Genomic DNA, 20,461 nt, shown 5'->3' on the forward strand with positions numbered 1-20,461 from the left:
GTATCTCATCAATTGTCAAGAACTTTTTTATTCTTAATTTGATGATCATTTTGAATTAGTTGTTTACTGCTGAAGCAACGTTTATTACTTTACCAAGAATAAGAGGTTACGTCAAGCTTTTAATTAAAATAAATTCAAAAATATGGATGTAATCGGATACATCACGTGTATTACCCTCTTTCAACAAAAAATAATCTCAAAAATAGACTATTAATCCTATTTTTGAGATTATTTTTTTTGTTGTATTTTATCGTTAATTCACATATTTTATGTTCAATTCATTTCTTTATACTTATCCGTTAACGCGTCCTAACCAATATTTCTTTTTACCACGACGAATAATAACAAACTTACCATCAAATTCTTTCGCTGGATTAATTACAAAATCTAAATCTTGAATTTTTTCTCCATTAATCCGGATAGCTCCATTTGTAATATCTTCACGAGCTTGTCTTTTTGATGATTCTATTTTTGTGTTTACTAATAATTCGACAATATTTTCTGGTTCGGCTGCCAATTCAACTGACGGCATGTTTTTGAATCCTTGTTCAATTTCGCTCGTCGTCAATTCCTTCACTTCTCCCGAGAATAATGCCGCAGAAATATGTTCAGCTTCTATTACTGCTTCTGGACTATGAACAAATTCTGTTACTTCACGTGCTAAACGACGTTGTGCTTCACGCTTTTCTGGAGCAGTTTCCACTGACTTCTGGTACTCCGCAATTTGGTCCGACGTTAAGAACGTGAAGAATTTCAAGTACTTCACAACATCCCTGTCATCTTGGTTTAACCAGAATTGATAGAATTCATATGGCGTCGTTTTTTCTGGATTTAACCAAACTGCACCACCGGCTGTTTTACCAAATTTCGTTCCATCAGCTTTAAGCATTAACGGAATTGTTAGTCCATAAGCCTTTGTATCAGATCCAAGTTCTTTATGAATTAAATCAATTCCAGCTGTGATGTTGCCCCATTGATCGGCCCCACCAATTTGTAATTGAACATCATGGTGTCTAAGTAAATGTAAAAAATCGACCGATTGTAAAATTTGGTACGTAAACTCTGTGAATGAAATACCGACTTCTAAACGACTTGCAACCACATCTTTCGCCAGCATACTGTTTACGTTAAACAACTTACCATAGTCACGCAAGAAGTCTAAGAGGCTAATTTTTGATAACCAATCGTAATTATTTACAATTGAAATATTTGAATCCTGTCCAAATAGCTTAGTCATTTGCGCAGTAAGTGCTTGTTCATTATGGTGAACTTGTTCCATTGATTGGAGGACGCGTTCTGAATTCTTACCACTTGGATCACCAATCGAACCTGTCCCCCCACCAATGATGATATATGGATGATGGCCTGCTAATTGAAATCTTTTTAGCATCATAAATGGAATTAAGTGCCCAATATGCATGCTATCACCTGTTGGATCAACCCCACAGTACAAGCCAACTGATTTCTCCGCAGTTAATTCGCGTAGCCCGTCTTCATCCGTCGTTTGGTTAATTGCATCGCGCCATTCTAGTTCGTCAATAATATTCATTTCTGTTTCCTCCCATATAATATAAGTATAAAAAAATCCCTAATATCTAAAAAAGATATTAGGGACGAATTAATTTCCGCGTTACCACCCAAGTTATTATCTGCTATATATAGTAGACAATCGCTTAATCATCGTTAACGAGATGAGTCGTTGACAGCTCCATAGCGTACTTCACTCATCGACATTTCCTGATTTACAGCGGCCATCAGGTTTCTTTAAAATTGGTCGAAAAGCTACTGAACTACTTCATCGCTTATAGCTACAATATACGTAAATAACGTCGAAATGTCAATTTTAATCGTTGAATTTTACCACCTCAAAAGAGGGTCTTTATTGCATTCCACTCATATATTCGATACAATTCACTTACAAATTAAAAGTAACCAGGAAGAAGATGAGTCCAATGACACAAAATGAAACAATGTCAGCCGTTGTAATTGACGAGTTTGGCGGACAAGACCAACTCAAACAACGCGATGTTCCAATGCCCGAAATGACAGCGGACCAAGTAATCGTAAAAGAAAAAGCAGCCGGAATTAACCCCGTTGACTGGAAAACTCGTGAGGGTTATTTGCAGCCCATGTTTAAATGGCCATTTCCTATCATCTTAGGTTGGGACGTAGCCGGTGTTATCACCGAAGTTGGTTCTAACGTAACCGACTGGAAGATTGGCGATCGTGTTTTCGCTCGACCAGCTACTACCCGTTTTGGCACATACGCGGAGTACACAGCCGTTGATGCTAATTTACTTGCCCTCAAACCTGAAAACATCAGTTTTGAAGAAGCAGCAGCTGTTCCTTTAGCTGGCTTAACTGCATGGCAAGCCCTCTTTGATCACGGCCACCTACAAAAAGGTGAAAAAGTATTTATACATGCCGGATCAGGTGGCGTTGGTTCTTTCGCTATTCAACTCGCTAAATCCGTTGGCGCTTACGTCATTACAACGACTAGCTCGACGAATATTGATTTCGTTAAATCACTTGGTGCTGATCAAGTAATTGATTACCATGAAACAGATTTTACCGAAGTTTTAAAAGATATTGATCTTGTTGTTGATACAATTGGCGGCGAGGCTCAAGAAAAATCAGTTAGCATCTTAAAACATGGTTCCGGCCGAATGGTTTCGATTACCGGATCTGCCGCCGAAAAGACGGCCAGTCTTGCCGAAGACCGCAATGTCAGTTTTGAATCAATTTGGCTAGACCCAAATGGTGCAGAACTAACTAAATTAGCTAATATGCTTGAAAATGGCACTTTAAAAGTAACGTTAGATTCAGTCTACAAGTTCTCAGCAGAAGGCGTAGCCGAAGCTCATGATCGCAGTGAATCACATCACGCACTTGGTAAAATTGTGGTTCGCTTCAAATAATTTAATTGTTTCTTTAAAATAACTCAGCCGGTCATGTCTGGGTTATTTTTTTACTACTAAAAAGTAAGTGCTTTCACTAGCGTTAATTTACTGATAGTTCTATAATATTTTTATAGAATAAAATTTGCAAAAAGGGGACTTGCTATTATGTCAGAAAAAATTAATGCTTCAGATGCAATGCTTAAAGTTTTAGAAGATTGGGGCGTTAAAACCGTCTACGGATTACCAGGTGGCTCATTTGATTCGACGATGAATGCCTTACATAACCGTAAAGATACCATTAATTATGTTCAAGTACGTCATGAAGAAGTTGGGGCACTTGCCGCAGCCGGTGAAGCTAAAGTAACTGGAAAATTAGGTGTTGCTTTTGGTTCAGCCGGTCCTGGCGCCGTCCATCTATTGAATGGTCTTTATGACGCTAAATATGATGGTGTTCCGGTTCTTGCTCTAGTTGGGCAAGTTGGTACACAAATGATGAATACAAATTACTTCCAAGAAATGAACGAAAATCCAATGTTTGAAGATGTTTCTGTCTACAACCGAACGGCCACAACGCCTGAAAATTTACCGGTTGTTGTTGATGAAGCAATTCGTCAAGCATACAAATATAACGGTGTGGCTGTCGTTACCATTCCAACTGATCTCGGCTGGCAAGAAATCGATGATACATTTGTATCAACAGCTACAAATTATCAAAAACCACTTTACCCAATGCCTCGCGATAAACAAATTCAAGATGCTTTAGACATTTTGACAACGGCTAAAACACCTATTATTTATGCTGGTAAAGGAATTCGTGGTGCTGGTAAAGAATTAATTGCATTATCTGAAAAATTGTCACTACCAATTGCAACATCTGCACTTGCAAAAACAATTATTCCTGATGATTACAAAGCTTACATGGGTTCAGCAGGCCGTGTTGCTAATAAACCCGGTGTCGATCTTCTTCGCGCAGCAGATGCTGTACTCTTTATCGGATCTGACTTCCCATTTGGTGGCTATTTCTTTGCCCCCGATGCTAAATTCATTCAAGTTGATATTGATTCTGAAAAATTAGGTAAACGTCATGCAGTTGATGTTCCTATTTTAGCGGATGCCAAAGAAACTTTAATCGCATTAAATGATGCAGTTAAAACACCAATCGCACCAACAAAATGGTATAAAGCATCAATTGCAAATAAAGAAAATTGGATGAAATGGGTTGAAAGTTTCAACGAAGACGATGGTATGCCACTTCGTTTCGAACCCGTTTTCAATGAAATTAACAAAATTAAAGATGACGATGCCATTTTCCAAATTGATGTTGGTAACGCAACTGTAGAAGCAATGCGTTTCTTGCGTCTTGGTGAAAAAAATAAATTTACGACATCTGCATGGTACGCCACGATGGGTTACGCATTACCTGCCGCAATTGGTGCGCAATCAGCATTCCCAGATCGCCAGGTCTTCTCAATTTCCGGTGATGGTGGTTGGACAATGGTTATGCAAGACGTTTTAACGCAAGTTAAATACAATATGCCGATCATTAACGTTGTCCTAAGTAATAAGGAACTCGGGTTCATTCGCGCCGAACAAGATGATAAACAACAACCACATTCAGGTGTTGATTTAATTGACGCCGATTGGGGTGGCATTGCGAACAACATGGGCGCAAAAGGTTATACCGTCCGGACACTGGCAGAATTAAAAGCAGCCTTTGCTGAAGCCAAGGGTTCTAAAGTTCCAGTTGTTATTGACGTTAAAGTAACGTCAGATCGTCCACTTCCCGTTGAACAACTTGTTATTGATTCTAAAACACAAGATCCAGAAGCTGTTAAAGCTTTCGTTAAAGAGTACCAAGCAGAAGGATTAATTCCATTCCGTGAAATTCTTGAAAATCAAAATTAATTAGAAAACTTCCTAAGATGAGTATTACTCACTTAGGAAGTTTTTTTATATCCATCGTAGATTTTATTACTCTTACCTACAATAACAATTACGCTTTTTATGCAGATATTTTTTAATTACGCTAAAATAAAAAAAGATTTCCGACAATCTGTCGGAAACCTTTCTTCTATCCTAATATATTATCGATTTCTGCTAACTCTGCGGCACTGAACTCTAGGTGTTCTAGCGCTTTTAAGTTATCCATTAATTGGCTTACACGACTCGCACCAATAATGACCGATGAAACTGAATCATCTTTTAAATCCCATGATAAAGCCATTTCTGCTAACGTTTGTCCCCGGTTGATTGCTATTTCGTTCAAGCCTTTAACCTGAACGATTGTCTTTTCAACGCGCTCTTCCTTCAATGAATCAAATTTTTTCACGCGTGAGTCATCAGGAATGCCATTTAAATAACGATCCGTTAATAACCCTTGTGCCAATGGACTAAATGCGACCGTCCCAATCTGTTCCTGCTTCAATACATCTTTCAGCCCATCTTCAATCCAACGATCTAATAAATTATAACGTGGTTGATGAACAATAATTGGTGTATGTTTTGCTTTCAAGAGCTGGATCATTTTTTCAGCTTCTGGCGCACGATAATTGGAAATTCCGACATATAATGCCTTGCCTTGACGCACTAACAAGTCCAAGGCCTCTGCCGTTTCTTCCAACGGTGTATCAGGATCTGGGCGATGATGATAGAAAATATCGACGTAATCCAGCTGCATCCGTTCCAATGATTGATCCATGCTAGCAAATAAATTTTTCTTTGAACCCCATTCGCCGTATGGACCTGGCCACATATAATACCCAGCCTTCGTCGAAATAACCATTTCATCTCGATGTGTGCTTAAGTCCTCACGTAAAATGCGGCCAAAATTCTTCTCGGCAGCGCCATCTCCATAATTATTCGCCAAATCAAAGTAAGTAATGCCGTTATCAAATGCGGTTTCAATAATATCTTTTTGCGTACTTAATGGTGTTTCATCACCAAAATTTTTCCATAACCCTAATGCAATTGCGGATACTTTTAAACCACTATTGCCCAATCGATTATAAATCATTTTATCGTAACGTTTTTCATTCGCCTGATACATAAACATCCCTCCAAATATAATTACACTTTTAATTATAGCGCTTTCAGTGTTGCTGAACAATTTATACCCACCCTAAACACCAATTAATACTTAATCATATTTTTAACGCCGCTCGCTATTTGTTCTTATCTGTGCCATCATTAGGAAAAATATAAAGGAGTTTCCATAAATGTTTAAAAAAATAAATGCGTATATCAATGCCCACTATATTAAAACATTCATTGTTGCGTTAGCTACCGCAACAATTCTTAGAGTACTGATTGAATTTTTTACAAATCATAATTTCTTAAACATAGAATTTATTGCCGCATCCGTGACCGTCATTGTAATCAGCATTTTAATTGGGCAAGATTTCAGAAAATAAATCGATTATCATCACTAAACTCCACAAAAAAAGAAGCCTATTATGGCTTCTTTTTTATTTTTAACGACGTCGTCTTGCGATTAAAACCAATCCACTACTCAATAGAATTAAACTTAATCCTACCCAAATTGATTGATAATCTAACTTTTCGCCTGTTTGAGGCAATGTTTGTTGTTCCGTCTTTTTATTTGTTTCTTTTGTCGATTCCTTAACTACCGGTTTTTCAGGAGTTACCACCGGTGTGACAACTTCTGGTTTTTTTGTCACAGGTTTATTCGTATCTGGGACTTTAGTTTCTGGTACTTCGGGCTTTGGTACTTCTGGTTTCGGTACTTCGGGCTTTGGCACTTCAGGCTTTGGCACTTCAGGCTTTGGTACTTCTGGTTTCGGTACTTCAGGTTTTGGTACTTCGGGTTTACCGTTATCGGTACCTTCACCAGTTCCATTGCCACCATTTTCAGGCGTATAGACATCCACGGTTGATGTCTTAAAATCATCCCCCGTTAACACGCCAGAATTACCATAGGCTGTAGAAGCTCCACCATCGGTTGCTCGTGCATCATAATTCATCAAAACAGTGTCATCTAAGTCACCAAGCGTTATTGTAAATCCTGTTTGTCCATTTTCTACAATTTGACTAGCAGGTACTGCTAGCGTTTTATTGAACGTATTCTGTGTGTAATAACCGTGTGCGGCATCCACTGATCCCGGAACCAACGTTTGGTTTTTACCCAATGTATCCGTATAAACCGCATTTTTGATATTTTTTAACGTATAGTTCAATCGAACAGTCCAATGAATTAACGTTGGATCATCTGGATCAACTGAACCCCACTTATACAAAACTTCATTCTTATCAGGTAATCCTTCACCATCGTTCACGTTGATTGTTGTCTCTCCAGCCACACCCCAATCGATTGGGACGCTTGATCCACTAGAAATTAAATCATGATTCCAACTAACCCAAACAGACATTTCACCCGTAATATCCGAATTATTATGTGTTTCAACATAATCCGTAAAGGTAACCGTTAGCTTCCCGGTTGTTTTATCAGCCACCGCTTTTCCAATGACTACTCCCTCAGTGTTAACGATATCAAACGAAACTGATTTATTTAAGACCAATTGTTTTGGTAAATCAACCGTCATCTGGTCGCCGGCTTTTACACCGCTGTTTGCTGGAATAGTGAAATCATAATGCGCCTGCATGTTGTCATATTGATCAAAACTAGTTTGCGCATCCCCATTTCCATCTTGTAACTCTGCATTTGTCACATAACGATCTCCGACATCAGACGCTTGCACATTATTTTCGACTACTACTGCAATAATAAAAAATCCCATTAAACTAATCATAATACGTTTCAACATTTTTCCCATATTACTTATCTCCTTTTTTAATTGTCTTTGATAATCTTTTTTTCATTTTCCATTAACCGTTTTAGTTCCGATAATTTACGATAGGACACGTACGCAACTGCATCATTTTTAAAATTAATCGTCTTTTTCTTGAGGTCAACGTCTTTTATCCAGTCCAAATTAACTAAATAACTTTTGTGACTTCTAAACAATGCCGGATAATTTTTTTCCATATCGTTCATTTTAACATTCAATTCAATACTTTCGTTCCACTTATGTAAAATAATTTTATGTGAATTAGTTGCCGTCTCTAAAAAGATAACTTCACCGATTGCGGTCTGATAGAGGTGTGCGCCGACCTTATAAGAAAATAAACGACCTTTTTCCTCTTTGCTAGCTAGATACCGCTCGTTGGCAACACGAAAATCGTCAATTAATTTTTCTTTGACCCGCTCAAATCCTAATCCCTTATCAATATAATCTAAAGGTTCAATTTTACGTTCAAAGGTCATCAATGCCATCTCAGCATGCGATGTAACGAAAACAATCTTCGCAAATGTATCACGTTTTCGAATTTCAGTTGCGAGTTCAATCCCGCTCATGTCATCGTCAACCTCAACATCTAAGATATAAAGTCCCGTAATTGTCTCATCCCGGTCCAACTCGTTCAAAATATCAGCCGAACGTTTAGAAACTACGCCCCAAGTAACATCAAAATCGTTAATTATCATTTGATTGTTCAAAACTTCCCTCTCGGCCAGTAATTGTTGGGCATCATCTTCATAGATAAATAGTGATAACACTAGTCGTCACCTCCTCTTTTTAAAATGACATTCACTTCAAATTGTTCGCCATTCATACAAACACCAAATTGACTATCCTCGTATTTAGCCATTATCTCTCTAACGATTTTAAGCCCTTGTCCGCGCCCGTCGCCCTTACTACTTGAATTAATAAAATTCGCTTTTTTTACAAGCCCCTTGTCGAAGTCGTTTCGCATAATGACCTCATCAAAATCTTGATATCGAACAAGCGCAATATTTAAAAATCGCTGGCCCTTTGGCAAATCAACCAAAGCTTCAATCGCGTTATCAAATAAAATACCTAGTATTCGAATGGCATCAACACCGGTCATCATGAATTCAAATTCGGGATCCACTTCCAGATGAACTTTAATATCTTGATTTTGCGCAAAAATGATTTTGCTATACATCATTAACCTAATTTGTTCATTTTTGATAAGCGCAACCGTTTCAAACCCAGTACCATCCATATCAATCTGACTACCTGATTCCCGCACAACCTCATCAAAATACTCGCGTAATTTTTCACGATCATCATTTTGAATATAATGTTCTAACGTAAGTAATATATTTTGATAATCATGTTTGAATCGTCTAAGCTCTTTATTACGATGTTCGATTTGATCAATATATGTTTGATGGATTTCTTGCATCTGCAGTTTATTTTCAAGCGCCATTCTTTTTGCATAACTATCAAATACAAAATAAGTCATCAAAACAATTGCGGCAATAATCATAATTAACACTAATATGATTATACCGATAAATTCAAATTGAATTTTCAAATGTTGAGCGCTAAAGATAACTAGTGAAAGCAACGCAATAATACCCAGAAAATCATAAAAGATTAATTTTTCTAAGTAGATACTATCTACATTGAATTTTTTTAATAATTTTACTTTAACCAAACGTAGACCAAAGTAAGCCACTACACCCAATAATCCAAGCAAGCCAAAATGTAGCCATGTATCGGTATTTTTTAATTCCTTAACGTTTGTATGAAATTGATATTCATACAATAGTTTAAAAAGATAGGTTTCAACATTGGCGATGACTAAATAGAAAACAAACGTAATCAATAAAGTATTAAGCGTATGATATTTATTCAATGGTTTTTCATTCATACGGACATAAAAAAGAATCATTGAGATTAAATAAATAAAATAACCGATATTTCCGACTACTCCGCAAATTATTGGAAATATCAGTATATCGGTTATCATTTTAATTTTTATTTTATTTGTATTTCGTATGTCTTTGCTTAACATATATTGCATTAAATTCATTAATACAACTGCTTCTCCGTCAAAAAATAACATTTGGAGTGGTGTGACAGTCAACATTATTCGATTTTACCAGCCAAATTTATGTTTAATGGAAGACCATAAACTTCCATTAGTGGTATATCCGCCCATTGAGCGACTACTAATTGTTTCTCTGTGCGAATTTTGGTGATATGAGGCCGCACTTACGGCTCCCGTCTGCATTATAACTGTGCAGAGCATTAATCCCACAATAACTTTCTTTAATTTCACTATCTATCTCCCCCAGAGTCATCTCTTTTAACCAATATCTGTATACGCCATTAAGTGTACTATTTAAAACGCGGATTTTCCATAAAAATATGTAATCGTTCTCTTATTAACCCTAAACGTAACTATTCTTAATCGAACAATAAACACTTTATGACACAAAAAAGGTGCAAGCTACTTTTAAATAGCTTGCACCTTTAACTATAATTAAGACTTAACCTTCAAAAACGTCTTTAGCAATATTAAATGCCGACCATGCTTTAGGCCAACCGACGTAAAATGATAAATGTGTGATAATTTCTGCAATCTCTTCTTTCGTAATGCCATTTGTTTTTCCAATTGCCATATGAGCTGGTAATTGTTCGAAGTTACCACCTGAAATTAACGCAGAAATCGTGATAATACTACGTTGGTGTGCGGGCAGCTCACTTTCTCGTGCCCAAACTTCACCAAATAAAACATCATCATTTAATTCCGCAAACTTAGGTGCAAATTCGCCCAAGTTATCGCGCCCTGCTGTTTGTTTTTTTACCATAATTAATGACCTCCTATTTACTTTCTAATTTACCATATGTCTCGTCATCAACAGCCTCTAACCATTCTGGCGTGCCTGCTGTGATAGCGACATGTGAGAACCAACTATCTTTTGTAGCACCATGCCAATGTTTAACGCCATCTTTTGTGACAACGACATCCCCAACTTTTAAACAACGTGCTTCTTGTCCTTCTTCTTGATACCAACCTTCACCCGCCGTTACCAACAATAATTGGAATCCATCATGATGAATGTGCCAGTTATTCCGCGTTCCGGGTTCAAAACTAACGTTACCAACGCCAACATTAATCTCCGGATCAGCCACTAGCATATCCAAATAACTTTGTCCGACAAAAACATCTTTATAGGCATCATTTTTCTCGCCCATTGGGAATAGGCCATTTTTCACTTGTTCTTCATTCACTATAATCGCCTCCATTTTACTTTAATCATATATTGCGAATCTCTCTAAATATTTTTCAAAACTAAGACTTTTAAATTCGTTTGTTTCAGATGACACTTTTCCGTCGTACCAATCTATTTTATGTGAAATAAATTCAATATTACGTTGAAGTTCGCGCATTTCGGACTCCGCATTGTCTTTCACTCTATTGAGTAATTCACGTCGTTCCATAATCGTTGTATCACCTTGTGCCCGTAATTCAACATATTTAATAATCTCAGTGATCCGCATCCCCGTACCCTTAAGGTGTAACAAAAATCCCACCCATTTAATATCGGCTTTCGTATAATACCGTAAGCCAGATGCGTTACGTTGTGGTTTAATCAAACCTTCTTTTTCATAATATCTAAGTGTGAAACTTGAGAGTCCTACCAGTTTCGCAAACTCACCAATTTTGTATTCCTGTTCATTATCCATAAATACTTCCCCCTCAATGCTATTAAAACACTTCTAGTTAACTCTAAGTCAAGCCCAAACTAGGATTAGTTTACCATTAATGAGACATAAATAATTATTTTCAATTCTTTGGGAACAGATGTTTGAATCGCAAAGTTTATTACTGTAAACTATCAAGCGAAACAGTTAATATTTCAAACGACTTTATCAATAAACTAAATCGAAGCGGGGCTCATATTTTGTTAGACTTCAAACATGTTAAAAAATCATTTAAAAATGTTCCAGTCTTGAATGATCTCAACTTACATATTAATAAAGGCGAGTTGTTTGTGCTCGTTGGCCCAAGTGGTAGCGGGAAAACGACAACTTTAAAAATGATTAATCGATTAATTGACCCTATGTCTGGAACTATCGAATTCGAAGGACAAAATATTAACAAAATCCCACTACACGATTTACGCTCGCAAATTGGCTACGTATTACAACAAATTGCCTTATTTCCTAATATGACAGTTGCCGAAAATATTAGCTTACTCCCAGATTTACAAAAATGGCCTAAAGATAAACAAAGAAAACGCGTTGATGACTTATTACTAGGCGTCGGCTTGCCGCCTGAAGACTATCGTAAAAGAATGCCCAGTGATTTATCTGGTGGTGAACAACAGCGGATTGGTATTTTACGAGCCATTGCAACTGAACCAAAATTAATTTTAATGGATGAACCTTTCAGCGCATTAGATCCCATTTCAAAGAAGACACTGCAAGATGTCGTTATCAATTTACATGAAGAATTACACAATACCATTGTATTTATCACGCATGATATGTCTGAAGCACTCCGCCTTGGAACGCGAATCGGCATTATGCATGATGGTAATCTTATTCAGGTTGGGACACCGGATGAAATCAGACGGGCACCAAAGAACTCATTTGTTTCAGAATTTTTTGGCTTAGATCAACCAAATATGCATTTCGATTTAACCGAAATGATTCAAAATTCATTTGGCATCCCCTTTGATGAAACGACTGACTATCCAATTATATCCGCCAAAACAACCTTCAAAGAACTAATACCCATACTTGCTGAACACGCCGTTGTGAACGTCCAAGACGATCATTACCACATACTTGGTACCATTAATGCTCAAAGTTTAGTACGTTACGGTGCTAGTATGACTAATAGTGAGGTGACTCATTAATGACGCAATTAATGGAAACATTTCAAACACATCGCTCTGATTTATGGACCGCTATTCTCCAACATTTGCAAATTTCATTAATTTCGTTGTTGATTGCAACCGTCATTGCCGTTTCGCTGGCAATTTGGTTAGTCCAATACAAGCGAGCCGCCGAAATCGTCCTGCAAATAACCAGTATTTTACAAACAATCCCGTCACTTGCCCTGCTTGGCTTATTGATTCCGTTAGTCGGAATTGGTGCCTTGCCTTCAATCATTGCATTAGTGGCCTATGCCTTATTACCCATATTCCAAAACACATACGTCGGTTTAACCAGTATTGATCCATCATTAGAAGAAGCAGCCACCGCATTTGGCATGACACGAACGCAAAAATTGATTCGTTTTGAATTACCACTGGCTATGCCACTAATCATTTCGGGTATTCGAATCGCTTTTGTTTTAATTATCGGAACCGCAACATTGGCCGCCTTGATTGGCGCCGGTGGCTTAGGGACATTCATCTTACTCGGTATTGACAGAAATGACATGAGCTTAATTATTATTGGTGCCTTAAGTTCTATTATTTTAGCGGTGCTTTTCAGCGCCTTAATCCGTCGTTTTCAAAACTTAAAGGTGAAAACTATCGCCACTATCTTAATCGCTTTAGGCGTTCTATTCGCTGGTGGCGCAACGATTAACGCTCTTACACATCAGAAAAAAGAATTAGTCATTGCCGGTAAAATGGGGGCGGAGCCTGAGATATTAATTAATATGTATAAAGATCTAATTGAGCACGACGACCCCACTATCAACGTGACCTTAAAGCCAAATTTTGGTAAAACCAGTTTTTTATACTCAGCATTAAAATCTAAATCGATTGATATTTATCCAGAATTTTCTGGTACGGTACTTGAAGAATTAGTTAAAACGCCCCTTAAAAACACAAATAAAGAACAAGTCTATCAGCAAGCAAAATCGGCTATTAAAGCTAAAGATAATTTAGACTTTTTAGATCCAATGGCCTATCAAAATACTTATGCGATTGCTGTAACAAAAGAATTTGCGGATCAATATCATTTAACGAAAATATCTGACCTATCTCGTGTTTCTTCAAAAATTAAAGCGGGATTCACACTCGAATTTTTGAATCGTGGGGATGGTTATAAAGGGATGGAAAAGAAATATAACGTATCCTTTGACGCTAAATCGTTTGAACCGGCATTACGCTACCAAGCAATTGCGAACGGTAACGTCAACTTAATCGATGCTTATTCAACTGACAGCCAGCTCATTAAATATAATCTGGTAACGCTGCAAGATGACCAACACTTATTTCCGCCTTACCAAGGTGCACCGCTTATCGCTAAAGGAATTTTAAAAAAATATCCATCTGTGAAAAAGAGTTTAAACAAACTGGGTCATAAAATTTCTGATGCGGATATGCAAGAAATGAATTACCTAGTTGATGTTAAAAATGTCCCCGCAGGTAAAGTTGCTCATGACTATTTAGCGAAGCACCATCTTTTAGACTAATTAAAAAGTTTGGAACCTGATATTAATAAATGTGGGTTCCAAACTTTTTTTATTTTCTTATTAAATTTATCTTTTCGAAATTAGATGACATACCGTTCCAACGCAACCGCAACTCCATGATTTGCGTTTGATTCTGTCACGTATGTCGCAACATCTTTTAATTCAGGGATGGCGTTTCCCATCGCAACAGTCGTACCAGCCACCGCGAACATGGTTAAATCATTATGTTGATCACCCATTGCCATGACCTCTTCTTTTTTTAATCCCAGTTCTGATAATAAATCCGTTAATGCATTACCTTTATTTGCCTTCTTATTTAGAACTTCTAAGAATTCTGGCAAGCTACGAACGACGTAATAACGGTCATCAAATGTTTCTTTAATTTTATGTATCTGCGCATCTAAAACTTCCGGTTCATCTACGAACATAATCTTAGACACGGTTAAATCTTGTGGCATTTCTTCCGGATTTCGGACAAATAACCCTTCATCATTTTCGGCAGCTTGGATCACTGTAATACGTCCAACGTCTCTGTTGGATGTATAAATCCGACTTTCATCATCCAGAATATTATAATGAACATTCAATTCATAACTTAATTTATCGGCGGCTAAATAATCTTCGAAGTCTAACGTGTGTTGCGCCAAACGATGCCCACTCACGGTTTCAATAATTGCGCCATTGTAGGTAATCACGTATTGGTCATCCCCACTAATCCCTAATTGGTTAAGAAACGTCGTGACACCGGCTAACGGACGACCAGTACAAAGCACGACCTTGACCCCTTTTTGAATCGTTTTTTTAATCGCGTTAATCGTTTCACCCGCTAACTGGCCTTCTGGATTTAATAACGTATCATCGATATCGATTGCAACTAATTTAATCCCCATAATGATCTCCTCATCCTGAATGGTTCAAAAAAAGGCAGCCTCAAGAGACTACCTGTTGAACCTTATTTAGGTGCACGTTTAAGATATGTACCTTCTTGTGTATTAATTTCTAAAACATCATCTGCAGCGATGAAGTCAGGAACATTAACAACAAGACCTGTTTCCATTGTTGCTGGTTTACCTGAACCAGTTGCTGTAGCACCTTTAATTGAAGGTTGTGTTTCAACAACGCGCAATGTTACAACAGTTGGTAATGTTAACCCAATAACTTCTGTACCGTAAAATTGGATTTTAACTTCCATATTTTCTAATAAGAATTTAGCTTCATGTTCAATGATATCTCTTGGAATTTCATATTGTTCGTATGTTTCTAAATCCATGAAGAAAGCCATTGTGTCTTGGTTGTATAAGAATTGAACGGGTTTTGTTTCAATGTTGGCTTGTTCAACCTTAACTTCTGGACGCATTGTTGTTTCAACGGTTGAACCAGAACGGACGTCACGTAATTTCATACGCATAACAGTGTTACCCTTACCTGGTTTGTGATGACTTGCTTCTAAAACTTTAATTAATTTGCCGCCTTGTTCGAAAGTCATTCCGGCTTTTAAGTTAATTGCTTCAATCATAATTTATTATCTCCCTTTTTTTAAAACGTTTCTCCTTGAGTATACCAAAGTGAAAAGGCTTAATCTAGGGTATACCATTAAACATCCCGCTATTTTATAAAATAAAAAACCGATAAATTAGTGTTTCTTCATTAAGCAATCATAAATATGCCATATTGCCCTCTTTTATAGTATTGGTTCCACAATAGACCTACACATCTTTTGCCCGCAAGCCTATAATGAATATATAATCAATTGATTAAGTTTTGATTATTTAGAAAGGGGTTTCATCTTGCTTAAAAACAATTACACTAAATTATCTGTCATCCATAAATCGATTATCATTTTTTGTTTTGGCTTACTCTTTTTAATATTGCCAATTTATAATGCTCAGGCCGCTACGTCATATGCGCCACCTAAGGGTTATCCAATGGGCGCTGCCACGGATACTACCGGTTTTGCGGGACGCACAATCACATTCAATTCGAATGAAATTTATTCTTTACAAGGACAGTTTTTTGCAAAAACATTTACCTCTTCTGGTCAGTCTGGAAACGTCACTGGAGACGATCCGCAGATTCCTCCAAGATATCTGCAAAATTACGATCATGACCCATTAGCGGGATTAACCGATGCTGACTTTGATAAAGTTAGTCCTCCAATGATATCAGAGAACATCTCAGGGGCTGATATCATTGCCTGGTATGCCAATAAAAATAGTTTTATTTTTTCAAAAACTAATGGTAAAGCGAAGAATCTATCATATTACATTGAAACGTCACCTTCAGATGATGCCATTGCCAAGGCTGTTACTCAACAGTCAGGTATCACGCCAACAAGTCCCGAGTATGCTGCTGCCATTAATCTATTTAATTCAAAAAAAGATAAAACTAGCTCACTTGCCGGCTTCCCGAATATGAAAAATAACGGTATCACGTCTTTCAATGATGCCACCCAAAATGTTATCGATGTTAGTGATTATTATGCCAACTTCACGTCAACTAATTATTCAAACTCAAAGGCAAAGGGTGACACCACAAAGTATAATGATGCGATTAAAAATGCCGATTTAAACACAAATAAACTTGTTAAAGCCGGGGATAGTAGTGCACATGTCATTCAGCTAACCATCAATATGAATACTCAGTCAAAAGATCAGGGCGTCGTTTTCGCCGATATTGATGGTAATGTTCCGCATTTTGAAGATGCTACTGCCATTTCAATTAATTTAGTTAATTTTAACGTTAAAACGATGAAAATGCCTTTTATAGTTCTAAATTATAAACATTTTTCAAATGACTCGTCCGGTATTAGCTTTAATTTTAATAATGGCACTTGGATGACCTGTAGCGCCTACCCACCCGCATCTGATGGGTCTTCTATAAATTATAAGTTAGACGGTAACAACAAAGGGACCCTGTTCACCGGTCAAAATAGTAACGGTGCAGACAAACCCGCTACTGATCTTTTAACACAGAATCTAACACCTATTGATACAACGGGTAAAAAACCTGAAAAAGTTAAATCTGTTTTTAATACGTCTTCACACATTATAAATAACTTTAATACTGAGAACGGCAAGATTTTCATCGGTAATCCCAAAAGTTCCTTATATGGATCAGTACTAGCACCCAGCGCTGACGTTGATATCAACGCAGATCAAGGTATCCTGTACGGAAGTATCATTACCGGTCAAAATATTATAGGTAATCTAAACGTTCCCGGTGATATGGCCTATCAAAGTATTTTTAACGCGTCTGATGATTTTGGGGATGACTCTATTCAAGATTTTTTAAAGAATCCGGATTCAGTTAACTCAACTCATCCCACGATTAAATCTATTTCATTACCCGGCTATACGTCTATCGATACCGGTTCTGGTACGACCCATTATATTCCACAGGTTGAACCTTACGATTTCCACTTCTCGTTAAATAATATAACTGCCGAACTACCAGAGCATACCGTTCAAACATCTAAAAAGTCATTTGATACGACGATTAATGTGGATACAAAATCTACACCGGCTAAAACTGAAAAATATTATTTATGGTATAGTTTCAACAATGGCCCTTGGGAAAAATATGTACAAGATGGGACGACTGAACTTACTAGTTCTAAACTAGGAATCACCGGGAACGTCGCGGATAAGCTTGCGAAAACATATAGTACGAAACATAGTAAATACAAATACGATGAAGTGGCCTACACAAACAGCGCTACCTATGATAAGGCAAGTGATCCCAATCAAGTAATTGGTTATCACCTGTTTCATAAAAATAGAATTTCGTATTTAGTCACATCAACGACCGATACAGATACGCACTCTAAGTACAATGATAAAACAATTAATGAACTATTAGGTGGTGCGTCCGGAACGACTCTTTCTGCCTCAGATCTTGCAGAAATAAATCCTGATTACACCCCTATTTCATATAACTTGCATGTCATTGGGGATTTGCTAGTCTCTTATCCAAAAATATTTAACTTTGGTAATTTCACGGCAGGTACGTCGGCAACTACGCCTAAGTTAACTGCAACCGGTCTATTAACCGTTGATAATCCTTTTGATCTTAAATGGGATTTATCGGTTGGCACCAAAGATACCGATAATCCAAAAAATCCATTCTTCATACCGGATCAACTTGGTTGGTTTGAAAAACGTCAAACCAGTCCGCTTGGCGATTCAACCATTACTTACGGAAATGCCTCAAATTTAACAACCATTAAATCTAAAGATACGATTTTTGATTTAAATTCATCTATCTTTGGTTCTGATACGACATCAATTATTAATAACAATTACTATTCAGCACAAATAGCCCTGAATCTTCAAACAAATAAAATTACCCATCCTGGTAATTTTAAGGATAATGTCACATGGTCAATTACGTCTCCAAAAATTCCAATAGATCCATCTCAAGAATAACTATCCGTTACACAAAAAAAGCCATCTAAAATGAGTAAATTCACTTTAGATGGCTTTTTAAATTCTTATTTACTTTCTAATGCTTTTTCTTCTTCTTTATCTTTTTTCCTTCTTTTCAAAATAATGAAAAGTAAGAATAAGACCAATAGAACTAATAACGCGATAATACCAATAATCAACCATAATAACCAGGTTGCATGAGGTTTAGCTTCGTTATTATCCGATTTAATACTTTTAACATTAGCGGCGGTAATCGTGAATGGGTTTGTTGCTTCCCACGATTTATTGTTTCCTGTCACTACATAATGAACATTATATTTACCGGCAGATAGATTAGCTTTCGTTAAATCCAAAGCGTAATCAAACTCAGCATTAGGCGCAAAAGTAACTGGCGTCATTGTTTTACTATATAACACTTTAGTACTACCTTTTGCCATAATTGTTGCTTTAACGGTCGCTGGACCGATTACAATTGGCTCAACATTTTGAATCTTAGTTTGCAGTGAGACTTTCTTTAAATCGTTAAGCGCTACTTTAGTAGAGCCAATAGTAATTTTTGGTCCGGGATTCTCATCCGTGTTAGATTCTCTAATCACTGCTTGGATAACATACGCAAACCGATTGGTAATCGCAATTCCTTTGCTTTCACTTTTTTCTTTGATGACTTTTTCCTGAACATTAAAACCACCCAAGACAATACCAGAGAAAGATGTCGCCGGCATTTTTACGTTAAACGTCACTTTGACTGTCTTTTTAGGCCCAACAACAACTTCTTGTTTACCCGATATCAAATCAGAGAACTGATATTTCTCCGTTGGCGTTTTTTTGACTGACGTTTTATCGTACACAATTATCCCATTGGTATTTGTATAAGAATCATTGGGTGTGACATCAATCGTCTTAGTATCATTTTCTGAATTTTTAATTTCTAGCGCTAACGTCTGAGTTGAGTTAGGTTTCACTTTGATATCAAATTGTGCTGCTTCACGATATTGATTCTCAGGTGTTACTTTAGAGACCGTAAATCCTGCACTTTCTGCCTTAGCGTAGACCTTGTTAGTCGTCACAGAAACAATCGTCACGGTCATTACGGCTAGAAAGCTCAAAAATAATTTTCTTAATTTCATTATTTTGTTTCTCCTTAAAAAAAAAGACTGCCTTAGGGCGGTCTTCTCTTTATTGAATTTTATATTATGGTTTAGTTGAATTTTGGTGCGGTAGCGTTACCTTGAGTTGCTGTCCAAGTTAAAGGAGCCGAAGAACTTGCTACCTTCGTACTTGCCTTAAGATTTAGTTTTGTATCCTTGTTGGCATATGTTAATACCGTGTCACCAGCACCAGTCTTAGAACTTGCCACAGTAGCAGCAGATCCGGCCGGCACTAAATTAGCCTTCGTCGTTGTCGTGTCTTTTTTTATATCCTCAGTTGCCGCATCAATTGCACCCGCCGGGATGTCTAATGACCCAACTTTATCATAGGCTTTATCAAATGCGCCTAATTGCGCCGTAACAGTCCAACCACCATCTGTACCTACGTAATCAGATACTGTTAAGCTTTGAGTCGCATCTTTTGCATCAACAGCTGTAAGAGATAGTCCACTTTTAATTAAATCTTTATTCATTTCCGTCGTAAAACTAAATGATGGTGCACCTACTAGTTTGAAGCTACCTGGCGTGATACTCAAGGTAGCTGTACCTGCTCCTTTTGATACTGTAGCATCATCAGCTGAAACGTTTGTGCTAACAGCCGCTGTTGCGCCTAATACTAACGCTGCGATTAAAAATAAATTCTTTTTCATAATATAAAATCCTCCCAGATTGTTATTTATTGAGTTGGCCAACGTATAAATTTGGGGACGTTGACCTTTAACTAATAATACCATATAATTTACATAAGATTCAATAGCACAATCCGCGGGGGGTTAAC

19 protein-coding genes and 1 other annotated feature are annotated in these 20,461 nt (G+C 37.2%); of the genes, 6 read left to right on the plus strand and 13 right to left on the minus strand.

Features of this window, described 5'->3' with window-relative positions; all coding sequences use genetic code 11:
- Positions 1-292: 292 nt before the first annotated feature.
- Positions 293-1,549: a tyrosine--tRNA ligase gene (gene tyrS, locus N0K80_RS03005; protein WP_146343282.1), complete on the minus strand. Its 1,257-nt coding sequence runs from the start codon at positions 1,547-1,549 to the stop codon at positions 293-295.
- A gap of 57 nt (positions 1,550-1,606) precedes the next feature.
- Positions 1,607-1,808 (minus strand) — a binding site (T-box leader).
- Between the two features lie 135 nt (positions 1,809-1,943).
- On the opposite strand from tyrS, the gene N0K80_RS03010 reads away from it, so the two are divergent.
- Positions 1,944-2,918: an NADP-dependent oxidoreductase gene (locus N0K80_RS03010; protein WP_407932679.1), complete on the plus strand. Its 975-nt coding sequence runs from the start codon at positions 1,944-1,946 to the stop codon at positions 2,916-2,918.
- A 147-nt stretch (positions 2,919-3,065) separates the two neighbouring features.
- Positions 3,066-4,805: a pyruvate oxidase gene (gene spxB / locus N0K80_RS03015; RefSeq protein ID WP_269023736.1), complete on the plus strand. Its 1,740-nt coding sequence runs from the start codon at positions 3,066-3,068 to the stop codon at positions 4,803-4,805.
- 166 nt (positions 4,806-4,971) lie between these two features.
- Here spxB and N0K80_RS03020 read toward each other — a convergent pair whose 3' ends face one another.
- Complete coding sequence (locus N0K80_RS03020) at positions 4,972-5,946, minus strand: aldo/keto reductase (RefSeq protein ID WP_112249602.1); 975 nt, start codon at positions 5,944-5,946, stop codon at positions 4,972-4,974.
- A gap of 169 nt (positions 5,947-6,115) precedes the next feature.
- On the opposite strand from N0K80_RS03020, the gene N0K80_RS03025 reads away from it, so the two are divergent.
- Entirely contained in the window at positions 6,116-6,310 is a 195-nt protein-coding gene (locus N0K80_RS03025) for a hypothetical protein (protein ID WP_269023737.1), read from the plus strand.
- Positions 6,311-6,370: 60 nt separating this feature from the next.
- On the opposite strand, the gene N0K80_RS03030 is transcribed toward N0K80_RS03025, so the two are convergent.
- The 7 genes from N0K80_RS03030 to N0K80_RS03060 form a co-directional block, all read right to left on the minus strand.
- Positions 6,371-7,690 carry a collagen binding domain-containing protein gene (locus N0K80_RS03030; protein WP_269023738.1) on the minus strand — a complete coding sequence of 440 codons (1,320 nt, stop codon included), beginning with the start codon at positions 7,688-7,690 and terminating at the stop codon, positions 6,371-6,373.
- A 17-nt stretch (positions 7,691-7,707) separates the two neighbouring features.
- Complete coding sequence (locus tag N0K80_RS03035) at positions 7,708-8,472, minus strand: LytR/AlgR family response regulator transcription factor (protein ID WP_146343274.1); 765 nt, start codon at positions 8,470-8,472, stop codon at positions 7,708-7,710.
- Positions 8,472-9,791, minus strand: a complete 1,320-nt coding sequence (locus tag N0K80_RS03040; protein WP_269023739.1) for a sensor histidine kinase — start codon at positions 9,789-9,791, stop codon at positions 8,472-8,474. Before N0K80_RS03040 ends, N0K80_RS03035 begins: the two co-directional genes overlap by 1 nt.
- Before the next feature lie 33 nt (positions 9,792-9,824).
- Positions 9,825-10,007: a hypothetical protein gene (locus N0K80_RS03045; RefSeq protein WP_146343270.1), complete on the minus strand. Its 183-nt coding sequence runs from the start codon at positions 10,005-10,007 to the stop codon at positions 9,825-9,827.
- Between the two features lie 211 nt (positions 10,008-10,218).
- Complete coding sequence (locus N0K80_RS03050; RefSeq protein ID WP_269008512.1) at positions 10,219-10,539, minus strand: carboxymuconolactone decarboxylase family protein; 321 nt, start codon at positions 10,537-10,539, stop codon at positions 10,219-10,221.
- 13 nt (positions 10,540-10,552) lie between these two features.
- The gene (locus N0K80_RS03055) at positions 10,553-10,978 is read right to left on the minus strand and encodes a cupin domain-containing protein (RefSeq protein ID WP_407932680.1); all 426 of its coding nucleotides are present in this window, start codon (positions 10,976-10,978) and stop codon (positions 10,553-10,555) included.
- 6 nt (positions 10,979-10,984) lie between these two features.
- Positions 10,985-11,419: a MerR family transcriptional regulator gene (locus tag N0K80_RS03060; protein WP_057974090.1), complete on the minus strand. Its 435-nt coding sequence runs from the start codon at positions 11,417-11,419 to the stop codon at positions 10,985-10,987.
- A 218-nt stretch (positions 11,420-11,637) separates the two neighbouring features.
- On the opposite strand from N0K80_RS03060, the gene N0K80_RS03065 reads away from it, so the two are divergent.
- Together N0K80_RS03065 and N0K80_RS03070 are read left to right on the plus strand one after the other, a co-directional pair.
- Positions 11,638-12,597 carry an ABC transporter ATP-binding protein gene (locus tag N0K80_RS03065; RefSeq protein ID WP_269023740.1) on the plus strand — a complete coding sequence of 320 codons (960 nt, stop codon included), beginning with the start codon at positions 11,638-11,640 and terminating at the stop codon, positions 12,595-12,597.
- Entirely contained in the window at positions 12,597-14,111 is a 1,515-nt protein-coding gene (locus N0K80_RS03070; protein WP_269023741.1) for an ABC transporter permease/substrate-binding protein, read from the plus strand. The genes N0K80_RS03065 and N0K80_RS03070 overlap by 1 nt, the downstream gene beginning before the upstream one ends.
- 80 nt (positions 14,112-14,191) lie before the next feature.
- Here the strand turns inward: N0K80_RS03070 and yidA are convergent, their stop codons facing one another.
- Positions 14,192-15,001 carry a sugar-phosphatase gene (yidA, locus tag N0K80_RS03075; RefSeq protein WP_269023742.1) on the minus strand — a complete coding sequence of 270 codons (810 nt, stop codon included), beginning with the start codon at positions 14,999-15,001 and terminating at the stop codon, positions 14,192-14,194.
- 62 nt (positions 15,002-15,063) lie between these two features.
- Positions 15,064-15,627 carry an elongation factor P gene (gene efp, locus N0K80_RS03080; RefSeq protein ID WP_057974094.1) on the minus strand — a complete coding sequence of 188 codons (564 nt, stop codon included), beginning with the start codon at positions 15,625-15,627 and terminating at the stop codon, positions 15,064-15,066.
- Between the two features lie 352 nt (positions 15,628-15,979).
- Between efp and N0K80_RS03085 the strand changes: the two genes are divergently transcribed.
- Positions 15,980-18,535 carry a hypothetical protein gene (locus N0K80_RS03085; RefSeq protein ID WP_269023743.1) on the plus strand — a complete coding sequence of 852 codons (2,556 nt, stop codon included), beginning with the start codon at positions 15,980-15,982 and terminating at the stop codon, positions 18,533-18,535.
- Between the two features lie 65 nt (positions 18,536-18,600).
- Here N0K80_RS03085 and N0K80_RS03090 read toward each other — a convergent pair whose 3' ends face one another.
- Both N0K80_RS03090 and N0K80_RS03095 read right to left on the minus strand, forming a co-directional pair.
- Entirely contained in the window at positions 18,601-19,662 is a 1,062-nt protein-coding gene (locus N0K80_RS03090; protein WP_269023744.1) for a DUF916 and DUF3324 domain-containing protein, read from the minus strand.
- A 71-nt stretch (positions 19,663-19,733) separates the two neighbouring features.
- Positions 19,734-20,333, minus strand: a complete 600-nt coding sequence (locus N0K80_RS03095) for a WxL domain-containing protein (RefSeq protein ID WP_269023745.1) — start codon at positions 20,331-20,333, stop codon at positions 19,734-19,736.
- Positions 20,334-20,461 lie beyond the last annotated feature (128 nt).

The organism is Dellaglioa carnosa (assembly GCF_026948345.1).
Lineage (GTDB): Bacteria > Bacillota > Bacilli > Lactobacillales > Lactobacillaceae > Dellaglioa > Dellaglioa algida.

Bases quoted from the DNA above. Each gene is read 5' to 3' on its own strand.
- N0K80_RS03010 (WP_407932679.1), top strand. From the start codon at position 1,944: ATGAGTCCAATGACACAAAATGAAACAATGTCAGCCGTTGTAATTGAC.
- N0K80_RS03090 (WP_269023744.1), bottom strand. From the start codon at position 19,662: ATGAAATTAAGAAAATTATTTTTGAGCTTTCTAGCCGTAATGACCGTG.
- N0K80_RS03060 (WP_057974090.1), bottom strand. From the start codon at position 11,419: ATGGATAATGAACAGGAATACAAAATTGGTGAGTTTGCGAAACTGGTA.
- tyrS (WP_146343282.1), bottom strand. From the start codon at position 1,549: ATGAATATTATTGACGAACTAGAATGGCGCGATGCAATTAACCAAACG.
- N0K80_RS03070 (WP_269023741.1), top strand. From the start codon at position 12,597: ATGACGCAATTAATGGAAACATTTCAAACACATCGCTCTGATTTATGG.
- yidA (WP_269023742.1), bottom strand. From the start codon at position 15,001: ATGGGGATTAAATTAGTTGCAATCGATATCGATGATACGTTATTAAAT.
- spxB (WP_269023736.1), top strand. From the start codon at position 3,066: ATGTCAGAAAAAATTAATGCTTCAGATGCAATGCTTAAAGTTTTAGAA.
- N0K80_RS03025 (WP_269023737.1), top strand. From the start codon at position 6,116: ATGTTTAAAAAAATAAATGCGTATATCAATGCCCACTATATTAAAACA.
- N0K80_RS03020 (WP_112249602.1), bottom strand. From the start codon at position 5,946: ATGTATCAGGCGAATGAAAAACGTTACGATAAAATGATTTATAATCGA.
- N0K80_RS03030 (WP_269023738.1), bottom strand. From the start codon at position 7,690: ATGGGAAAAATGTTGAAACGTATTATGATTAGTTTAATGGGATTTTTT.
- N0K80_RS03095 (WP_269023745.1), bottom strand. From the start codon at position 20,333: ATGAAAAAGAATTTATTTTTAATCGCAGCGTTAGTATTAGGCGCAACA.
- N0K80_RS03055 (WP_407932680.1), bottom strand. From the start codon at position 10,978: ATGGAGGCGATTATAGTGAATGAAGAACAAGTGAAAAATGGCCTATTC.
- efp (WP_057974094.1), bottom strand. From the start codon at position 15,627: ATGATTGAAGCAATTAACTTAAAAGCCGGAATGACTTTCGAACAAGGC.
- N0K80_RS03040 (WP_269023739.1), bottom strand. From the start codon at position 9,791: ATGTTATTTTTTGACGGAGAAGCAGTTGTATTAATGAATTTAATGCAA.
- N0K80_RS03050 (WP_269008512.1), bottom strand. From the start codon at position 10,539: ATGGTAAAAAAACAAACAGCAGGGCGCGATAACTTGGGCGAATTTGCA.